An 18,581-nucleotide genomic window follows, 5' to 3' on the forward strand; every position below is an offset into this window, starting at 1 on the left:
GCCGAGCCACGCCGGCAGGAGGTCTTTCAGCACGGATTTGAGATATTTGACCATTGGTTAGTGTGGCGCGGTTGCGTTCACTTCAGCCAGCTTTGCAACTGCTCGCTCGACCTTTTTGGCGGCCGCGTCGGTATCCTTGAAGCTCAGCATCAACTCGTGCTGCAACAGTGCGAGCCTGGCCGCGCGGTAAATAGGACCGCTTCGAGCAATCTCGGGGTTGAACTGAAAAGTAGGGGTCATGGCGCCGAATCCTTCAGCCGATCGACCCAGCTCCGTCCTCAGAGCCGGGTCCGGGATCGGAGATCAGTAATCGCCGTTCTGGATGACGACGTGGCGATGGCGATGCATGGGGCGATCATCGGAGCGCCTGATGACGATGGTGTCGGAGCGGTGCTTCCGGTGCCAATTGCGCTTCCCGTGGTCATAAAAGGCTTCGGTGCCGTGTTTGCGATGATGGAGGCGAGCACCGTCTTCGTTGATGACGGCCACGCGTTCGCGATCCATTTGCCGGTGATGATGCTTGTTGGTCGTGATGACGATCGCATCAGCCGAAGCCACAGCAGGCGCGGCCAAGCAAAGCGCCAGCGCGCCCAGAATGAGGGTGGTTTTCATTGTCAGTTCTCCGAGAAATTAAGATGCCCTTCGCCGAGTAAACATCGCTGCGCGGGTTTTGTTCCTATGTCGGCGAAAGCTGACAACGGCAGACGACCAGTTAGGGAAGCAGCATGACGCTAACCCACCAGGATCCGCACCTGGTGAGCCTGTTGGCGGAGATCAAAGCGGCGGAAGCCGCCCTTGCTGCCAGACTAGCCGATCTGCACGGTTACATCGGGCAGGGCGACCATAGTGCTCCGACGGCGCCTGCGGCATCTGCTTTTGTGGAGCTAGAAAGGCGGACAGAACTCATCGGCAAGGAGTGGATCGAGGTATCAACGGCGGCGCAACGTTTCGAGATATCGAAGGAAGTCATTCGGTCGTGGTGCCAACGGAATAAGGATTTCGGCTGGCGTCCAGACGGTCGCTGGTATGTCTCGATTTCGGCCTCACCAAGGTTTCCTGTCACGTCCCATTTCAGCACAGGAGTGCTGGCATTGCTCTTGCATCGGACCCGCTACTGGGTAGACCCCGGTCCTGATCGCGTACCTGATCAGGTAGTAGGCTCGCCGGGCTTCGAGGGCGTTGGGGTCTTCGCCCGGCGAGTTTGCCCTTTGCGCAAAAATTCCCGGCGTTCAACCCGGAAGCCCGAGCCGCCGCCGACGACATCCGGGAACCGAAAGACATGGGGCAAGTTGGAATGCCATCAGCGTTCCTTCCGTGGAGGCGCTGGTGGCCGAGGACGTACAGACTTGGCCGGCCCGTCACGGCTTCCTCCGTGGCGGGCCAACGCCTCAGCAAGTCCGGCTAATCCCTAGGGGCGCCTCGTTGCTGCCGTGAATGGGGCGGCGGGTATCTACCCTATGGCTGGCGACTCAAAGGCTGTGTCAGCTCCAGACGCTCGGAAGAAGTCCGGTTATGTTCCACGGCTTGCGCTCGAGTGTCGAATGGAATCGCCAACGTGCTGCCGTCGACAATGGCGACAGCCAGGAAGGGGAGCCCGGCAACCGGAGGCGAATAGACAGCATACGTAGGACCGTTCATTAGCTATTGCTAACATGAAGGTGGCGGGTGATCAATCTTGTCCTCGGCGTAGGGAAACTGACCACCAGTCCTCCGGGCAGGGTGTGAACGGTACCAATCAGTTATATATTTCGTTTGGCTAATATACGGAACGTCCAATGGACAAGAACGGAACCAAACCGGTAACGCCAGACCTTGGAAGGCAGCGCACAAGACTTTAGTCCTGCCGTCTTATAGTTAAGATCGGAAGCCGCTCGGCAACGACATAGGGCCGGCCCGCAGAGGATCAATACCAGACTGGATTCGGCAGATATGGTGCGATCACGGAAACCCGCTACCGCTGGGTCGGACCATAGGGCCAATTGCGCGACTGCTAACACGCCCATAGCGTAAGCAGCGCGGGGGCTTTCCCGCTAAAGCGGCCGGTGTGGTCCATTGCCCCTAGGCGGGGGTCTCCTCACTGCACCGGCCATTTCACCCCGTAGGCCACCTACGGCCGGTTAGCGCCTGACTGCTTCCTGACTGCCAAGGTCGCCGGCTGTAAGCTCTGTGCGCGCATGCTAATATAGGCGAAGCATGCGAACGAAGAAGCAGGCGCGGAGGAAACGATGTCGATCAGCAATGAACTGCAGGAGCTTTGGGACATCTACGTTGCTGCATACCGCGCCGGCGATGCTGCCGGTTGCGCGTCCATATTTACCGATGACGCCGAAATGCATTCTCCGTATGCGCCGCCAGCCCGCGGTCGGGCAGCAATAGAGGCGCTGCATGGCTTCTGGACCCAACACGCCGCCCCCGACAAAACACTTGCAGTGATCGAGGCAGGAGGCTCCGGGGATCTGGCGTGGTCTCTCGCGGCCTATTCGGAAGGCGAATCGACCGGAAACGGAACTTCGCTCAGCGTCTTTCAGCGTCAGGCCGGCGGAGGTTGGCTGATCCGGATGTGTAGCCTGAACAGCAGCGACGCAGCAGAATGACCGACAAGCCGGCCACAACCTACATCGTGAGCGTGTTCGAGAAGCCCCATTGGCGGTACGGTGCCGACCACGAAGGGACAAAGCCAAAGCGTTGGCGACTGCAAAGGAGATTGGCGAGGTGCGGGATCGAGGAGATCACGCCGAAGCCGAAGAAGCGCTAAAGGCTCGGCGCAGTTGGCGACATATACGATGATAGGTGGGCGAGCTTTGAAGGTCTCGGGCTGCATGGGTGAACAGCAGCACGACAAACAGAACGACCACTGCAAACGCAAACCCGGTAACGAGAGCCATACAGGCCAACGTCACCGGCGCCGGGAAGTTCCCAGGCACGGATAAATGGCCGGCGCCAGGGTGGGAGCTGTTGGGCTGTGCGGCGCCGGCCAAGCGGACAATCAGGTCCGCCGCACCTCAGGCATGACGGATTCGTGAGCGTGTCGGTATGGTGCGATCACGTATCCGCTAGAGGCCGCAATATTCGCTTGCGCTAATATAAAAGTGACGTAACGTCAGGCCCCAGCATCTTGGGGATGCGCAACCGTGGGCAAAGTACGATGAGAGTGGCTATGTTTTGCGCGGCGATCGTAATCGCTGCGACCGGTGTCGCTGTTGCCAAAGAGAAGAAGGTAGTGGTCAGTAATGCTGCGGCCCTATGCTCTACCAAGCATTCGGCCAAGAAGCCGGTGCCGGAGCTGGACTGCAGTATGACTGGAACGGCCAAATTGCCGGATGGAGCAACGCCGGAAAAGCCGCGCCTCGGATACGATACCAATCCTTGGATTGTCGTCGGGTTTTAAAGAAACAGTAAGGCACCCAGCGCGGCCATGAGAAGTGAAGCGGCAGCGCCTATCAGACCGCGGTGCCGATAGCGCCAGACGGCACTGGCGAGGCTCAGGGCGGCGATGTAGAGAGCGACCATCCATTGCTAACCCGGTGGCGGACCACACACATTCATGAAGGCGATGGCGCCTTTCGCTGAGTTGTCCTTCCTAGCCGCGAGGGCGTATTTGTTCGCGGCTGAGACCTCATCGATAGCTTTTTGCACCCTGTCCGTGATCGGGCTGAGGTCGTGCTCACCGCCGAGGTGCTGCAACTCGAAATTCAACGACACGAGGTCTATCATGGCGATCTGGGCTCGACGCAAAGCCTCCTGAGAAGCTTTGTAGTTAGACATGCTTGTGATCAATTCTTCCCGAACAAGCTCGCACTGCTCCCGCGAAATCACCAGTGGATGAGCGCCGCTACCGACAGAGCCGGCCAGCGAGAAGTCGACGCCCTCCAATTGCGGGCCGTTGCCTACGGCAACCTTGCCGACCGTGCCTTCCGCAGCGACGTCGCAACGGTCGTCGGTGAGCACGCTGGTGCAGTGCTCGAACAGCGGGCGCAAATCGTCGCGATCGAGCCATGGCGGCTTTAGCGTGACGTTGCCGCCCGGCAGTTGTAGGATCATGAAGGCGTCGCTGGCGACGGCAATGCGGCCCTTCGTGATGACGACATCGCGGCAGACCAGATCGGGCCATGTCACCATGAACTCGACGGGGTCGATCGTGATGCGATCGCTGGCAATCGCGGTGGTTGCGACGAGAGCAAGTAATATCCCGGTATAGCGCATGTGGAACCCCTCCCGCTAAAATAGGACCACAAGTCGAGGCGCCGGGCAAATCGGATGCGGGATGGTGACATGCTGCACAGCGCGATAGACTGGCGGCGTCGTGCAACTTGGGGATTCAGATGACACGCGCGCTTTCGGACATGCTTGCCACGCTTAATGCTGGAATGGCGGTAATCATAACTCTTGGCGGCGGTGCTGCCGGCTGGAACAAGCTCCACGAGCAAGGCGCCAGCGCCGGCTTCGTTGGGATCCTGGTCGGTCTGCTCTTAGGCTTTCTGGTGGCCGCCACCGTCTGCGGTACCTTGGCAACCCTGATTATGATCGAAAACCATCTGCGTAATCTTCTGGCCGAAGCGGCCGAGACGAGGCGCAGCCGCAAAGCTTAGATGCGACGACTTTCGTCAGTTCGTCTCGGAGGAGCGTCCTTACAAATCGGTATGCCGTGACGCCGGACAAGCGGCGCTAGTTACCCTTTCCCGGTTTTCCTACTTGCGCACCAAGTGCAAGATGCTTTGCGGGGATAGTGAGTGACAAAACCTCGACGGCCCCCGTTTCTGGCAACATGGGTTTTAGTGCAACATTCTTGCAACTGGAGCACCCCCATGCCGAACACCCATGTTCCGGCGGCCGGCGAAGCTATGCCCGCTGCCAATGTATCCCGCCGCCTGGCCTTGCTGGGCGGGTTGTCTGCCGCCGCAGCGTTTGCCGCCGTACCGAAGGCGCAAGCCTCCCTCCCTCTCACACCGGACGAGCGGATCGCCGCCGCTATCGAGGAAATCAAGGCGGCCTTCTGGGAGAAGTGGCCCGATGCACCGCTACGGGTCATTGATATCGACAACATCAGGGATGGGATGGTCATCGTCCTTTCCCACGTCTCGACCGATAAACCCGGTGAGGTGGTCTATCAGCGCAAGGGACTGGCGCGGGAAGGCGGTGTGTCATGAACGCCCGCACGCCAGTTCTAAAGCCCTACGGCTGCCCCCAGGGCGTCGACCCTCGCCTTATGGCGGCAATCGGTCGAGACGCGTCTGAACGACCTCTTGGACCGCGCCATGAGCCTCATCACGGCACTCGGCCTTATGGAAGCCGATTGCGACCTTGAAGGCACGGCCGACGATGAACCGTCACTGCTATGCCTTGACGATCGCGAGCAAGACAACTGCGATGACGAGTGCGGCGGTGATCTGGAAGGCTATTGTCCCGGAGACTACGGGGAAGTGATCATGTGGCCGGATGATCTCGAATCGCAGGAAGTGCTCGTGAGGTCAGGGATATGACCGTCATCAATCCGAAGTATCCCGGATCGGAAGCGGTCGACGAGGTTGACCACGCGCTGGATTTGCTACGGGTGGCGCGGCTGGCGATCTGCGCACATGACGCCGGCCCGTCCAACGTCTCGAACGAGGACATGGCGGCGATCGGCTACGTGCTGGTGTATGCGATGGATATCCTCAAGCCCGTCCGCGAAATGCTGAACAGCCAAGGTGCGGCGGACATGAAGGCGTTCCGCGCCGCCGCTGGCAACGCCTGAAATCCAACATCGTGTTGAATTTGGCCCGCTGCCGAGAGGTGGCGGGCATTTCTATTCTTTGTGTTGAACGATGTAGCTATTGCTGATGGCTTTGTTCCCAACGCCCCGCGTGACAACCACGGTGGTGTACCCGGCGGGCAGTGAACCGGTGACAGTCTCGTCGACAGGATGGCATCGTCCGACGATTTCCCCGTTTGGCGCACCTGCGAGCCTGTCTTTCAGAGATGCCCGACACACGTCAAGCGACGCATATGTGGTCGGCGCGGCCTCAATGGGCTTGCAGACGGCAGCCTCGCCTGGGCTGCAAGAGAGTAAAAGCAATACTGCTGAGGTTGCCGGGTCCATTGTCGAAGCTCCGCTGAGACCAGCCTCAACGCGGAACGACGGCCTTTGTTGCACAGGCAGCCCCGGCCGCGACCCGCTGCCTCACGGTGGTGGGCCATCTGCGCTAAAGCGAAGTTCCGCTGATCTTTAACGGGTGGCCGGCGATAATTCAGACGACGAGCGAACGCTGGCATTTGTAAAGACCACAAAGGCGAAAAGCAGCACTGCGGCGGCCACGATTAGCGAGCCAACGGCGACAAGCGGCTCAAGCGCTGAATTGCCTTGCAGCATCAAATACAGCGCCGGCAACATCACCACCAAGCCGACGTTGTAGAGGCCGTAGTGGACCATCGCTATTTTCCGATCTGCCTTTGCCGGATTGAGGGCGTAATAGCCGCCGAAGATCGCACTTGTGACCCATCCGAGCAGATTGATATGTGCATGCGCTGGAAAGGCGCCGTGGTCACCGGATATCGCCATTTGCAAGCCAGCGCTAATCCCTAGGATGAGCCAAACGACAGCCGTCTTAAAGAAAAGATCTGAAACCTTAGGCATGAGACTTCCCCTCCTTAGAATGCCGATTCCACTCGGCAATATTAGAATTTCCTAAAAAGGCGATTGGATCAAGGTCAAGCACCGCCCACAATCGCGTTACCTCACGGTGGCGGGCTTTTCGTTTTGCGGTGGAGCGTAGCGGGATTGGCGGGCAGAACCTCGCTTGATCTCTTGTGTGATCCAGCCTTGGACAGCACCGTACCGTGATGGCCGGCGACCCCATAAAAAACCGTGAAGCACAGCGGCGCTACAAAGCCGCAAATCGCTCCTGCCACCGCAAGGCTTGTGTGGCGGTGGCGCGCAAGCTGTCGGTGATCATGCACGCTATGTAGCGCGATGGCACGTTCTATGTCGGAGATCCGGCCGCAGGCGAGGCCGACGCCGCGCGCCCATGTCAAGGACCGCAAACCGATGGGAGCGCATCGATGGGCGGTGCGACGGCAGATGAAACGCATGGCGCCGGCACGCTGACGGACGCCATCTGAACAACGAGATCCGCCACAGCGGATAAGGACCGATGCAGACCAGGAACGACGGAACGCACGTTATCTTATGGGATGGCCCGCCCCTCCGGTTCCAGACAAACTGTCAGTCCGTGTCAGAAGGAGGAAGGGAAATGAACATCACCGTACTCGGAATCGATCTCGGAAAGACGCTCTGCAGCCTGGTCGGCCTCGACCGCGAAGGAGCGGTCGTGCTGCGTCGTCGGATACGTCGGCCGTCCCTTGCCGCATTCGTCGAAAAGCAGCCGCGCTGCATCATTGGCATGGAGGCGTGCTGCGGTGCACACCATCTCGCTCGTCAGTTTGCCTCGCTTGGACACGATGTCCGGCTGATGCCGCCAGAGTATGTGAAACCGTACGTGAAGTCGCACAAGAACGATGATCGCGATGCGGAGGCAATCGCCGAGGCGGCGACACGACCGACCATGCGCTTCGTGCCGATCAAGTCGGAAGAGCAACTCGATGTGCAGACTTTGCACCGTGCGCGCGAGCGGCTGGTCGGCACACGGACAGCACTGATCAATCAACTGCGCGGTGTGCTGTTCGACCGCGGCATCGTCATCGCGAAGGGTCGGCCAAAGCTGAACCTGTGGCTGCGCGAGAACCTGCCGAACTGCACGATCCTAACCGCCAGGATGCAGCAACTGGTCGAGGACATGGTCGACGAATTGCACGCGCTCGATCATCGGATCAAGCAGCTCGATCAGGAGTTCGAGGCGCTCGCCAAAAGCGATGAACGAGCCCGTCTCCTGCGCAGTGTGCCAGGCATTGGCGCGCTCAACGCAACAGCTCTGGCGGCGGCAGTCGGCGACGTATCGGCGTTTGCGAAGGGACGTGACTTCGCTGCCTGGTTGGGGCTAGTCCCGCGCCAGATCACGACCGGCGGCAAGCCGCGCCTAACGGGGATCAGCAAGCGCGGGAGCACCTACATGCGCGTGCTGTTGATCCAGGGTGCGCGAGCCGCACTGCCATATCTGGCGCGAATGGACACCCAGCTCGGCGCCTGGCTGCGGGCACTGCTACAGCGCGCCAAGCGCAACGTGGTGGTCGTTGCGCTTGCCAACAAGCTGGCCCGGATCGCCTGGGCCGTGATGTCAAAGCAACGCCCCTATGAAGCCGTAACGGCCTCGAAAGGGTAACGAGTTGGTCGAGCGGGCGCGTCCCGGCAACTGCTCGGCCGCATGAAGTCTGCGGGAGGATGTACATAGAGATGGCCCAACGGTTGATCGGCGTTCGGCAAACCTGTCGGCAGGCAGCGGCCCTTTCGAGGTCGTGTATCTTGTTAGGAGCCGGACGCGCGAATCTCCATCTTGGCAGGGCGCCTGAAGCGCCGAGGCCGGATACATTGGTGCAGACCGGTTGTTCCATCCAAAACATTCAGCTTGCAGACGGGGCGGGCCATACATTGCCTGCGGCCGCGCCGACGAACAGCCGGCCGGACCGCGCTCGATTGCCTGTGACGATGCTCCGTCAGTCCGATGGAAAAGTGCGCCACGACGGTTCGAGCGCTGCAACCATGCAGCCGAACCACACCGTCGCAGAGCGCGGAAGATTGCACGGGGCATCGGAACTCGACGTTCGAAGGCGGAATCGTAGCGCAGAGAATAGATTCGTGTATTATCGTAAACGGAAGGAGGAACGACGATGGATACAAAGTATCGCCAAACACAACCGATTAAGATGGCGAGATAAAAGGCCGCGAGGTGCGCCGCCGATCGGTTGTGTTGTTTCAAGTGGTTATGCCGCATTTTTGCGAGGTGCGGGTTTTTTCTACACCTCCCAAGATCGTCGATTTTCGTTCTTCGTTCGTAGCTTAGTGCGATGTGCGGCGCCTCGGTGGGCGCTTGTGGAGAGTGGGACCGGGAAGGGGGCGTAGTCTGAGACGGCAGCGAGACGCTTGCGGTACCTCGCGATCGGCGGTCGGCGCGGACGGGCGTTGTCGCGGTTCGGTCACAGCCGACATCGCCAGCGTCGGCCGTAGGATGGCGGCCGAGCGCAGGCTTGTCGGATGGCGCTCCCCGCTGCACTGCGGACGCATGGCTTCAGAGCCTCAAGGGAAGCACTTCTGCCGTGACAAGCCTGCCGCCGATCCAATCTTCCATCGCGGCCTGTGGGGCGCGGCATCCTGTCGGGGATGGGGGCGCATCGCCCAGCCGACTCAGCTGACATGGGACCTTCCATACTGACACGAATGCGCAAGCCGGCGTGTTACGGTCTGATGGGGTTAGGTCACCGTTTCGATCGCCCTCGAAGCAAATGGAGAGTTCGCTACGTCCAGGATCAACCGCCGCGCCTTGCTCGTTCACTCCGGCAGCGCAGTCGTCGTCTCGACGGTTGCGGCAGCTGCACTCCGCACAGAGCCGCCGGGCCAAGACCCAGAACCGTCCACTAAATTGCGAACGCTGATTGACGTGCACAAGGCAGCATATGCGGCGTTCGGCAAAGCCCTACACGACATAGGCGGTGGCAGACGCGACTCGGCCAGAGCCGGCCGGGAAGAGGAGAGGGCGCTACTCGCCATCTGCAGCTATGCTGCGGTTGGGGAAGGGGATCGACTGGCCAAGGCCGGGTATCTGTTAGAGATCGAGGCGCGCGGCGAACTCGACCTCCCAGAGCATATGCAGGCTGTTCTCCGATCGACCATGTGGAAGGGATGATACGACCGGTACGCGGACGGTCAGCTGAATGTCTGGTATGCGCCGGTGGGTTCAATAGGTCGCCGCAACACTCTTAATCTGAGAGGATGAGGAGGTGTTGCATGGTGACGTCACGGATCTGGTTTACGTCAGCGCAGAAGGCCGAGCTTTGGGAGCGATGGAAGCAAGGTCAGAGCATTTCGTCGATCTCGCGGGCACTGGACCGCCGGAACAAGACCGGCGTTCAGCGGATCGTATCCTTACGCGGCGGCATTGCTCCGTCAGCAAGGCGTAGAGCGACCTCGGCGCTCGGGCTGGCGGAGCGCGAAGAGATCTCTCGCGGGATCGCGGCGGGTCTCGCAATATGCGCTATTGCACGAAGTCTCGGGCGATCCCCATCGACAATATGTCGCGAGATCTCGCGCAATGGCGGTGCACAAACGTATCGTGCAACCCGGGCTGACAAGCATGCTTGGGAGCGAGCGCTGCGCCCGAAGCAGTGTCGCCTGGCATGCTCTGGACGGCTACGATGGCGGGTGGCGCAAAAGCTAGCGCTGCAATGGTCGCCGGAGCAGATAGCGGGCTGGTTGAGGCGAGAGTACCCGGGCGATCCAAGCATGCGGATATCTCATGAAGCGATCTATCGCAGTCTATTCATCCAGTCGCGAGGGGTGCTCAAGAAGGAACTGACAGCGCACCTGCGTACCAAACGACAGATGCGCCTCGCCAAAGGCGCACAGAGCCGGACGGGGCAAGGACAAATACTCGATATGATCTCCATCCGCGACCGCCCCGCCGAGGCGGAGGATCGTGCCATCCCAGGTCATTGGGAGGGTGATCTGCTCACCGGTGCTAACGACACGAACATCGCCACCCTCGTCGAGCGACACAGCCGGTTCACGATGCTTGTGAAGTTGGCGAGAAGGGACTCGGCGACCGTCGTGAGGGCCCTCGCCGAGAAGATCGGCACATTGCCCGAAGAGTTGCGGCGCTCGTTGACATGGGATCAGGGCAAGGAGATGGCTCGTCACAAGAGCTTCACCGTTGCCACCGACCTACAGGTCTACTTCTGCGATCCGCGCAGTCCCTGGCAGCGCGGCAGCAACGAAAATACCAACGGTCTGCTCAGGCAGTATTTCCCCAGAGCAACCAACTTCTCCCACGTCTCGCAGGACCAACTCAACGCCGTCGCCCTGCGGCTCAATCAGCGCCCCCGAAAAATCCTGGACTTCGAAACGCCGGCCGATAGGCTACAGAAGGTGTTGCAATGACCTATTGAACCCACCGCCTCATCGCGGTCATTCCGGGAGACACCTGACGATACCAGAAGCGGCCGTTCGTTCGCCTGCGGATGCCATCGTTGATCAGGAAGGCAGGTGTCGCGACGCCTTCGGGCGCGCATAGCGCCGCCGCAAGGCGGGATGCGGGACCGACCGCCCCGCGACCAAGGGTGTGTCTCATTGCTGGGGCGAGCGTGCAATCAGAATCGACATCGATTTTATGAAAATACGAACGGAAGCATGATTGGACGATTTACCGGGATAATGAACTTTCCGCTTGAAATTTCCAAACTGTGTGCAAGAAGTATTACGCTTGGATTGGCTACATTCAATATTAGAGAGATCTAATTATATGACATACTGTCTTGTTGGCGGGCGCTATTAGTATATAGATCGACTACTATTTGCCGGGATGTGGGGGCAGAAGTGTTGAATTGTCGTGGGTTGGCCTCAGATGTAGGCGCTTGCCTCGCACAAGCGGCAGGCGGTCAAATTCCAGCAAGGCTTCCTCCTCGCTTCCACTTGGCCTCCCGTCGCCCAACCTTGAACATGCCTCGTAGCGCTAGCCTGAGGCAGGCCGTACGGCTGGCGGCTCTCTTACTGCTATTCCCTTTGTCACCCAGCTCTTCCGTCGCTGCTGGCAGTTGGCCGGTCGAGCCGGGCCGACGTGAAACGGTCACGCTCACGGCGCTGAGATCGCTCCCTGGGGCGATCTACGACTCCATTTTTGGGGGCCAGTATGACTATGTCACTCTCGTCGAATACAGCGCTTCAAAAGCGCTTGGCGCGAATGCGCGCGAGGTCGTTACGACTGGGAACAGTCTGACCTTTAAGGTCGATGCATCTCAAGCAATGACAAACATTGTATCAGGATCCGGGCCGAAAACCCAATTGCCCTATGTCGTTTACTATCGAGATGAGAGGTTGGAAGAGAAAGGCAATGGCGGGGCGCAAATAGATAAGCATCAGAAAGTTACTTTGCTCGTTTACAGCACATCGGTGCGGAACGTTGAGCTTCGCAAGAACCATTCTTACGAGCAGACACCCACCCCAGAGGCAATCGCCAAGGCGCTCGATAGCGGCCCTGCAGGTTCAGCCTCAAACAATAGTGGCACACAAGCCGATCTTACAGATACTGGTCAGGTCTATTGTGGCTATGCTGCCCTGCGGGATGAGAGTGCGTACCGGACGCTGAATTCGCAAGCGCTGGCGGGTCTGAACAAACCATTCGACACCGCGAACGTCTTTGTCAGGTTCGACGCCGCTCGGCGCCTGACGAAGATCCTCTACTGCTCGCCAAGCCCCGGAACCGTAGCCTGCAGATCAGAAGAATTTCTGAACAGTTGGGCGCCGTTCACTTTGTCTTTCGACTCGCAGTTCTTTTGCGGCGTCGACGACCTTGCGGACAAGGCGAGAGTATTTCTCAAAAGCAATATCGTTCGAGAAACGGTCTCGAACGCAACCGTTGTCAATGATTGATGGAGCACGTCATGACCGTTATTACCGACGCGGACCTTCTTGAAGACGGCATGGCATTGTCGGCCGGCGAACTTGAATATCTGGGCGACGTCCTCGGCGCAGGCGATCGCGGGGGCTTCTATTCAACCTACTATGCAATGTCCCATAACCTCGCCACGGGAACGCAGTCCGGCGCTGTTGAGGCAGGCCTACAGACGAAGATCGCAACGTTCAGCGATGACGTCGGTGCAATCGCATTTCTTTCTAACGCCCTTCTTCAGGCGAGCCTGGGCACCACTACCTACAAGGGAATTTATTACCTGTCGCAGAAAGTTGCAGATTCGGCATTTAACGGCATGCAACTGCCCGATTCCATAGAGGATGGTCGTGTCGGCGGGTTCCTCACGGAGGACGCATTTTTCAAGACGGCCGAAGGTGCTTGGCTCAATGCAAACGAGCTTGAGCATTTTCCAGGCAATGTGCTTTCGCTAGCAGGTATTGGCGAAACCGTGGTCGCCATCAAGGATTTTGTACTGTGGTTTGGGAACAGAGCCGTCAACGGACAAGCCCCAGGCGTAAGTGACATGTTGGATTTCATCGCCGCCGATGGCGGAATCCACGCTGGCATCCGCGCAGCGGCATTAGCCTCTCTGTACGTTGGATCTTATGTCGGTGAACTTGGCAAGCAGATCTCCGACTACGAGGGAAAGCAAGGCTACCAGATAGTCCACTCGGCAGACGGATTGCTCGAATACGCCGTCAACACCGCAACAGGCAAAACGGTTGCCGCCGGAGATGTGGGAGTGGGCGAATCGCAAAACCCTTGGGAAGTTGCTCTTGAAGCAGGGGCATCGATTGCAGCCGCCGGCCTCGGACTCGTCTCGTTGCCCCTGATGCATGCTGCTCTTGGAACGTTGATTGACCAATATGCGCCACCGGATGGCGATTGGACCAAACTGACGGAATCGACCAGCTTTGGCACCTACGACGGTGACGCAAACGCGCAGTCGCAGGAGAACGATTTTTCCGGAGCTGATCCACATGGATCGATAAGAGCGGCGGCTACTTCTGGAAATGACATCCTCTTCGGCACGGACTCATTTTTCACCATCGGTGGCAATGATACGATCGACAGCGACGCGGGAAATGATGCCATCTTTGGCGCAGGCGGCGAAGATCATCTTAGTGGCGGGGATGGCGCAGACATCCTCTATGGCCAAGATGGTGCTGACATCCTGATTGGCGGCGCCGGGGACGACATCATCCGAGGTGGCACCGGGAACGATACCCTCTATGCCGGGCTTATCGGCAGCCCTGAAACCGGCGGGCAATACGATGCCCTCGATATCGGCTCAGACATTGTTGTCGGGGGAGCCGGCGACGATAAAGTCGTGGCAACCGAAGGCGAAGATATCCTAATTGGAAATACAGGAAATGACGTATTTTACCTATCTTCCCCGAATTACGATGGGGAAGAGGATATTCCGACCAGGCAGATCTTGTGGGGAGGAGAAGGTTCGGACGAGTTCCATTTCGAGCGCGGAGATATCGCCTTCATCTATACGGACAACGCAACAACAGAACTTGTCCAGAACATCGATGTCGGTAAACTTTTTGCTCAGCTTTACTATGACACGGGAAGCGCCTTCGACTATATCGTCATTAACCCAGAGGCATCTGATAAATATTACTACTATGATGAACAGGTCGTCGACTACACCGTTCGTAGTGATACCAGCACCCGGACTGATGCACATGCGATCGGCGACAAATTTTGGGGTGATTTCTACAATGGCGTAGCTGTACATTCTCCAGATAAATGGATAGAAAGCGAGTATACTGAAACCCTTAAAGAGCTAGTAAGCGGAGATTGGACCGCAACGACCGGAACATTTCTCGGTTCAGATCTTTATTGGAATGGAACAGACCCGCACACTATAATTTCGAGTGATTCATATTATAATTATGTCAGCATTGGCATTAACCATTTTGAAAATTACCCACTAAGCTTTTTCGGGTACACCAACGGCGACATCGGATTCGACCTTGCCGGGAACGGCGCTTCCATCGAGTGGAGCGACGACATGAAGACTTATGCAATAGTCGACTATGTCATATCGCATTATATCCTGTTCGAGGGTGATGGCTCTAATACTTACTACTATGGTTCAATCGAATATCCACCGACACTCGGTGGGCTGCTTGACGAAATCGTCAGTAGCGGAGTTGGGGATGCGCTGAAGGCTCCGGAATTCGACAGCGCAGCTCACATTACAATTGACTTGAACGCCTTTCAAACGGAGCCAAGCGGGAATGTGCAGGCTCCTCCCGAGCTTCCGCCACACCCGATCGGTCCGACCATTCACGATGACGCTATCAATGGAACAGCGGTCGCGGACACGATAGATGCCCTTGCTGGTGATGACGTCGTGCTCGCGGGCGACGGCGCGGACATTGTGAATGGCAACAACGGCGCCGACTTCATTTTTGGTCAAGCAGGCAATGACGCTCTCGCTGGTGGCGCCGGCGCTGACATGCTTTTTGGGGGAGACGGCGCGGACCAACTGTCAGGAGGAATTGGGGCAGACCGCGTCGAAGGTCAGGGCGGCGGCGACGCCTATTCCTGGAGTGTAGGTGACGGCAATGACACAGTCGTCGATACCGGAGACGCCGGTGATACAGACATCTTGCAGTTCCTGGCTGGAGTTGCCGAAAGTGACATCGAGCTTTTGAGAAGCGACAACGATCTGATTCTGACCGTTGCGGGCATCGGGCAGATTACAATTGAAGGGCAGTTCTCAGGCGACGGCATCGAATCGATCAGCTTCGACGGCGGCCCGACATGGGCGCGAGCATATTTCGAGGGGCTAGCTGAACCTATGGAACAGCCTTGGGCTGCTCACGATGACCGGTTCTGGGCAGGTTTCGAGACGTCGACCGTGGTCGACCTCACGGCCAACGACACGATCCCCGGTGGCGCCAACTATAACGCCTATCTCTACGAGCAGCCCAGCCACGGTTCCGTCGTGTGGAACGGTACCGGCTACACCTACACGCCTGATGCCGGCTTCACCGGTGTCGACTGGTTCTACTACGGGCTGTTCGACGCCGACAACAATGACGAGAACATGACGCCCGACAACCCGGGGGTCGCGATCGTGCATGTCGGCCAGACCGTCGATCCCAATGACTACACCGGTGTCACCGGATCGGTCGGCACCGGCAACTCGACCTATTTCGGCGGCTCGAGCTTCGACGACACGGCCCTGTTTACCGGTGGCAACACGTCCTTCGCCGACGGCAAGGGCGGCGACGACACCATGGTCTTCTCGGGCGATGTCGCCGACTACCGCATCCAGGGCAATGACGACCATTTCTGGGTCTACAACTCGGCCAATGCAGCCGCGGACGTGATCGAAATCACCAATTTCGAGCACCTGAAGTTCGCCGACACCGGCAAGCTTGCGATATCGGATATCATCACCGCCGCCGGCCACGAGCCGGGGGACATCTGGCCGGATTCGAGACCGATCAACGTCCCGCACGCCAACGGCAGTGCCTGGGTGGCCAATGACGATCGCTACTGGACAACGGCCGGAACCGCTGTCGTCCTCAATATGACCGGCAATGACACGATCCCCACCGGGGCGCACTACAATGCCGCCGTCTGGGATCAGCCGCAGCACGGAACCATCGCCTTCAACGGGACCGACTACGTCTACACGCCCGACACCGGCTTCACCGGGGCCGACTGGTTCACCTACGCCCTGACCGACCCCGACAATAATGATGAGGCCAAGACAGAGGTTCCCGGCTTCGGTGTCATCCATGTCGGGCAGGCTTACGATCCCGGCAACAACCAGGGCGTTTCCGCGTCCGTCGGCGCCGGCGGCTCTTTCGGCGGCTCGCGCTTCAACGACACCGTCAATTATAGTGCCGGCGACGGACCTTTTATCGACGGCAAGGCTGGCGACGACATCATCGTCTTCAACGGTGACATCCAGGACTATCGCATCCAAGGCAACGGCAATTCCTTCTGGATCTACAACGACAGCAACCCGAGCCAGTCCGCGACGATCGAATTCACCAATGTCGAATACATCCAATTCAACGGCACGGCTGCCCTCTCGCTAAGCGACATCATCGCTGCTGCCAACCACAGCCCCGGTGACTTCTGGTTCGATTCCGAACCCATCGGTGGACTGGTCTGATCAACAAGAACGGCGCCGCTACCGGCGCTGCCTCGACCTCGCGGCGTCGGCTGGGCGCCTCGCGGCAAACTTTCGCCAGGGCTGGGACACATTGGACAAACAGGGCACCACGGCTTCATTCGCCAGGAGCGTTTTCGACATCGGGCTCTTCTCAGTGATCATCAACGTGTTGTTGCTGGTGATGCCGTTGTTCATGATACAGGTCTATGACCGGGTGCTCCCGGCGGCCAATGTCGACACCCTCGTCTATCTATCCATTATGGCGGTCCTTGCCTTGGCCTTTCTCGGGCTGTTCGAGGTGGTCCGCTCCGTCTATTCGCAGAGGGTCGCCGCGAACCTCGACCGGAAGTTCGCATCGAGCGCTTTTGCGGTATCATTGCGCTCCCCTCGTGCGGACGCCGGCGATATCCAGGCTTTGCGGGAGCTCGGGACCGTCCGCGCTTTCGTCGCCTCCCGCGGGCTCAGCACGCTTTTCGACCTGCCATTCGTGCCGCTGTTCATCGTGCTTTTGGCGTTGATTAATCCGTATCTGAGCCTTCTGACCATTCTTGGCGCCGCAATCATGCTGATCTTGGTTGTTCTGACGCAGATCGCCAATCGAAAGAACTCAGCCAAGGCCTCCGAGCAGTCAGCCAGGGCCAACCTCACAGCCCAGGCATTCGTTCGAAATGCAGAGACAGTGCGCGCCATGGGCATGAATGGAAATATCACCGAAGTCTGGGGCAAGAGCTTTGGCGATGCGCTGGAGACCCAGGACCGCGCAGCCGCCACCAGCGCAGTGTTCAGCGGCATCTCACGATCCACGCGCATGTTGCTGCAGCTTGCCATCCTCGGACTCGGAGCCTGGCTAGTCCTGCAGGGCAAAATGACCGCCGGCATGATCTTCGCATCATCCATCATTTCGGGCCGCGCTCTGCAACCCCTTGACCAATTGATTGGTGGCTGGCGTCAGATCATCGATGCACGGCAAGCCTGGCTTCGCCTCAAGAAGATATTACCCGAGAGCGCTGAAAAGGCCCCGGCACGAATCCAGCTTCCCGCTCCATCGGGCCGGCTGACTGTGCGCGACCTTGTGTATCTACCACCCGGATCGGCGCCTGGAGCCGAGCCGGTTATCAAAAGGCTGAATTTTGAGATCCGCGCGGGTGAGGCGATTGCGATCATCGGTCCGAGCCGGGCTGGCAAATCGACCTTGGCGCGGCTCCTCGTAGGAGCGATTTTTCCCGGCTCCGGTACGATAGAGATGGATGGGGCCGACCTACGAACATGGGACGAGGCCCAGCTTGGACGCTCCATCGGCTATCTCGCCCAAGACATCCAGTTCCTGCCAGGCACAATCGCCCAGAACCTCGCCCGCTTCGATCCCAAATCTGCCGACGAGGCAGTCGTCGAAGCTGCCAAACGAGCGCAGGCGCACGAGTTGATCCTTGCGCAACGCGAGGGTTACCAAACACCGCTCGGGGCCTCAAACGGCGCCCTGTCCGGTGGCGAACGACAGCGCGTCGGTCTCGCACGCGCATTCTACGGCAACCCGCGGATTCTTATCCTTGACGAACCCAACGCCAACCTCGACCAGGAGGGCGAGCATGCGCTTGGACGAGCACTGACGGAAGCGCGCCAAGCTGGAACGACGATCGTGGTTGTTACCCACCGGCCTTCATTGGCTGCGACCTGCGACCGGGCGTTGCTGCTTCGCAATGGCATCATCGAGATGTTCGGTCCAAGCGCCGAAGTCCTCAAGCAACTCGCCACAGGTGCAACGCCGACGCGACCCGCGCCGCAAGTGGAGCTCAACGGAAAACCGCATGTGGCTTCCTTCAGCACGGCCAGTCAAGGCAGCGGACGCTGGAACGGACCGCTCAGCACGAAACAGGGTTAGG

Annotated in this window: 14 protein-coding genes; 10 read left to right on the top strand and 4 right to left on the bottom strand. The window is 58.9% G+C overall.

Annotation, left to right across the window (positions count from 1 at the left end; all coding sequences use genetic code 11):
• Positions 1-57 precede the first annotated feature (57 nt).
• Together EJ076_RS18490 and EJ076_RS18495 are read right to left on the bottom strand one after the other, a co-directional pair.
• Positions 58-240 carry a hypothetical protein gene (locus EJ076_RS18490; protein WP_126068860.1) on the bottom strand — a complete coding sequence of 61 codons (183 nt, stop codon included), beginning with the start codon at positions 238-240 and terminating at the stop codon, positions 58-60.
• Positions 241-303: 63 nt separating this feature from the next.
• Entirely contained in the window at positions 304-612 is a 309-nt protein-coding gene (locus EJ076_RS18495) for a hypothetical protein (RefSeq protein ID WP_126068861.1), read from the bottom strand.
• Positions 613-2,225: 1,613 nt separating this feature from the next.
• On the opposite strand from EJ076_RS18495, the gene EJ076_RS18500 reads away from it, so the two are divergent.
• Positions 2,226-2,594: a nuclear transport factor 2 family protein gene (locus EJ076_RS18500; protein WP_126068862.1), complete on the top strand. Its 369-nt coding sequence runs from the start codon at positions 2,226-2,228 to the stop codon at positions 2,592-2,594.
• Between the two features lie 922 nt (positions 2,595-3,516).
• Here the strand turns inward: EJ076_RS18500 and EJ076_RS18510 are convergent.
• The gene (locus EJ076_RS18510) at positions 3,517-4,203 is read right to left on the bottom strand and encodes a hypothetical protein (RefSeq protein WP_126068863.1); all 687 of its coding nucleotides are present in this window, start codon (positions 4,201-4,203) and stop codon (positions 3,517-3,519) included.
• Between the two features lie 119 nt (positions 4,204-4,322).
• Here EJ076_RS18510 and EJ076_RS18515 point away from each other — a divergent pair, with 119 nt between their 5' ends.
• The 4 genes from EJ076_RS18515 to EJ076_RS18530 all read left to right on the top strand — a co-directional run bounded on the left by EJ076_RS18515 (position 4,323) and on the right by EJ076_RS18530 (position 5,734).
• On the top strand, positions 4,323-4,589 hold the full coding sequence (locus EJ076_RS18515; protein ID WP_126068864.1) for a hypothetical protein: 267 nt from the start codon (positions 4,323-4,325) through the stop codon (positions 4,587-4,589).
• Between the two features lie 216 nt (positions 4,590-4,805).
• On the top strand, positions 4,806-5,147 hold the full coding sequence (locus EJ076_RS18520; RefSeq protein WP_126068865.1) for a hypothetical protein: 342 nt from the start codon (positions 4,806-4,808) through the stop codon (positions 5,145-5,147).
• Positions 5,148-5,255: 108 nt separating this feature from the next.
• Positions 5,256-5,480, top strand: coding sequence for a hypothetical protein (locus EJ076_RS18525; protein WP_126068866.1), 225 nt, complete (start codon positions 5,256-5,258; stop codon positions 5,478-5,480).
• Positions 5,477-5,734 (top strand): hypothetical protein, encoded by a 258-nt coding sequence (locus EJ076_RS18530; protein ID WP_126068867.1) that lies wholly within the window; start codon positions 5,477-5,479, stop codon positions 5,732-5,734. Before EJ076_RS18525 ends, EJ076_RS18530 begins: the two co-directional genes overlap by 4 nt.
• A 471-nt stretch (positions 5,735-6,205) precedes the next feature.
• Here EJ076_RS18530 and EJ076_RS18540 read toward each other — a convergent pair whose 3' ends face one another.
• The gene (locus EJ076_RS18540) at positions 6,206-6,613 is read right to left on the bottom strand and encodes a hypothetical protein (RefSeq protein ID WP_126068869.1); all 408 of its coding nucleotides are present in this window, start codon (positions 6,611-6,613) and stop codon (positions 6,206-6,208) included.
• Positions 6,614-7,229: 616 nt separating this feature from the next.
• Here EJ076_RS18540 and EJ076_RS18550 point away from each other — a divergent pair.
• From EJ076_RS18550 to EJ076_RS18575, 5 genes are all read left to right on the top strand, one after another.
• Positions 7,230-8,255: an IS110 family transposase gene (locus EJ076_RS18550; RefSeq protein ID WP_126071087.1), complete on the top strand. Its 1,026-nt coding sequence runs from the start codon at positions 7,230-7,232 to the stop codon at positions 8,253-8,255.
• A gap of 1,619 nt (positions 8,256-9,874) precedes the next feature.
• Positions 9,875-11,023 carry an IS30 family transposase gene (locus tag EJ076_RS18560; RefSeq protein ID WP_126068870.1) on the top strand — a complete coding sequence of 383 codons (1,149 nt, stop codon included), beginning with the start codon at positions 9,875-9,877 and terminating at the stop codon, positions 11,021-11,023.
• 621 nt (positions 11,024-11,644) lie between these two features.
• Positions 11,645-12,511 carry a hypothetical protein gene (locus EJ076_RS18565; protein WP_126068871.1) on the top strand — a complete coding sequence of 289 codons (867 nt, stop codon included), beginning with the start codon at positions 11,645-11,647 and terminating at the stop codon, positions 12,509-12,511.
• 11 nt (positions 12,512-12,522) lie between these two features.
• A complete protein-coding gene (locus tag EJ076_RS18570) occupies positions 12,523-16,701 on the top strand; it encodes an Ig-like domain-containing protein (RefSeq protein WP_164548678.1) in 4,179 nt (1,392 codons plus the stop codon).
• Entirely contained in the window at positions 16,688-18,580 is a 1,893-nt protein-coding gene (locus EJ076_RS18575; RefSeq protein ID WP_245462831.1) for a type I secretion system permease/ATPase, read from the top strand. The genes EJ076_RS18570 and EJ076_RS18575 overlap by 14 nt, the downstream gene beginning before the upstream one ends.
• Position 18,581: the final 1 nt, after the last annotated feature.

It is taken from the genome of Mesorhizobium sp. M7D.F.Ca.US.005.01.1.1 (genome assembly GCF_003952545.1).
Classification (GTDB): Bacteria; Pseudomonadota; Alphaproteobacteria; order Rhizobiales; family Rhizobiaceae; genus Mesorhizobium; species Mesorhizobium loti.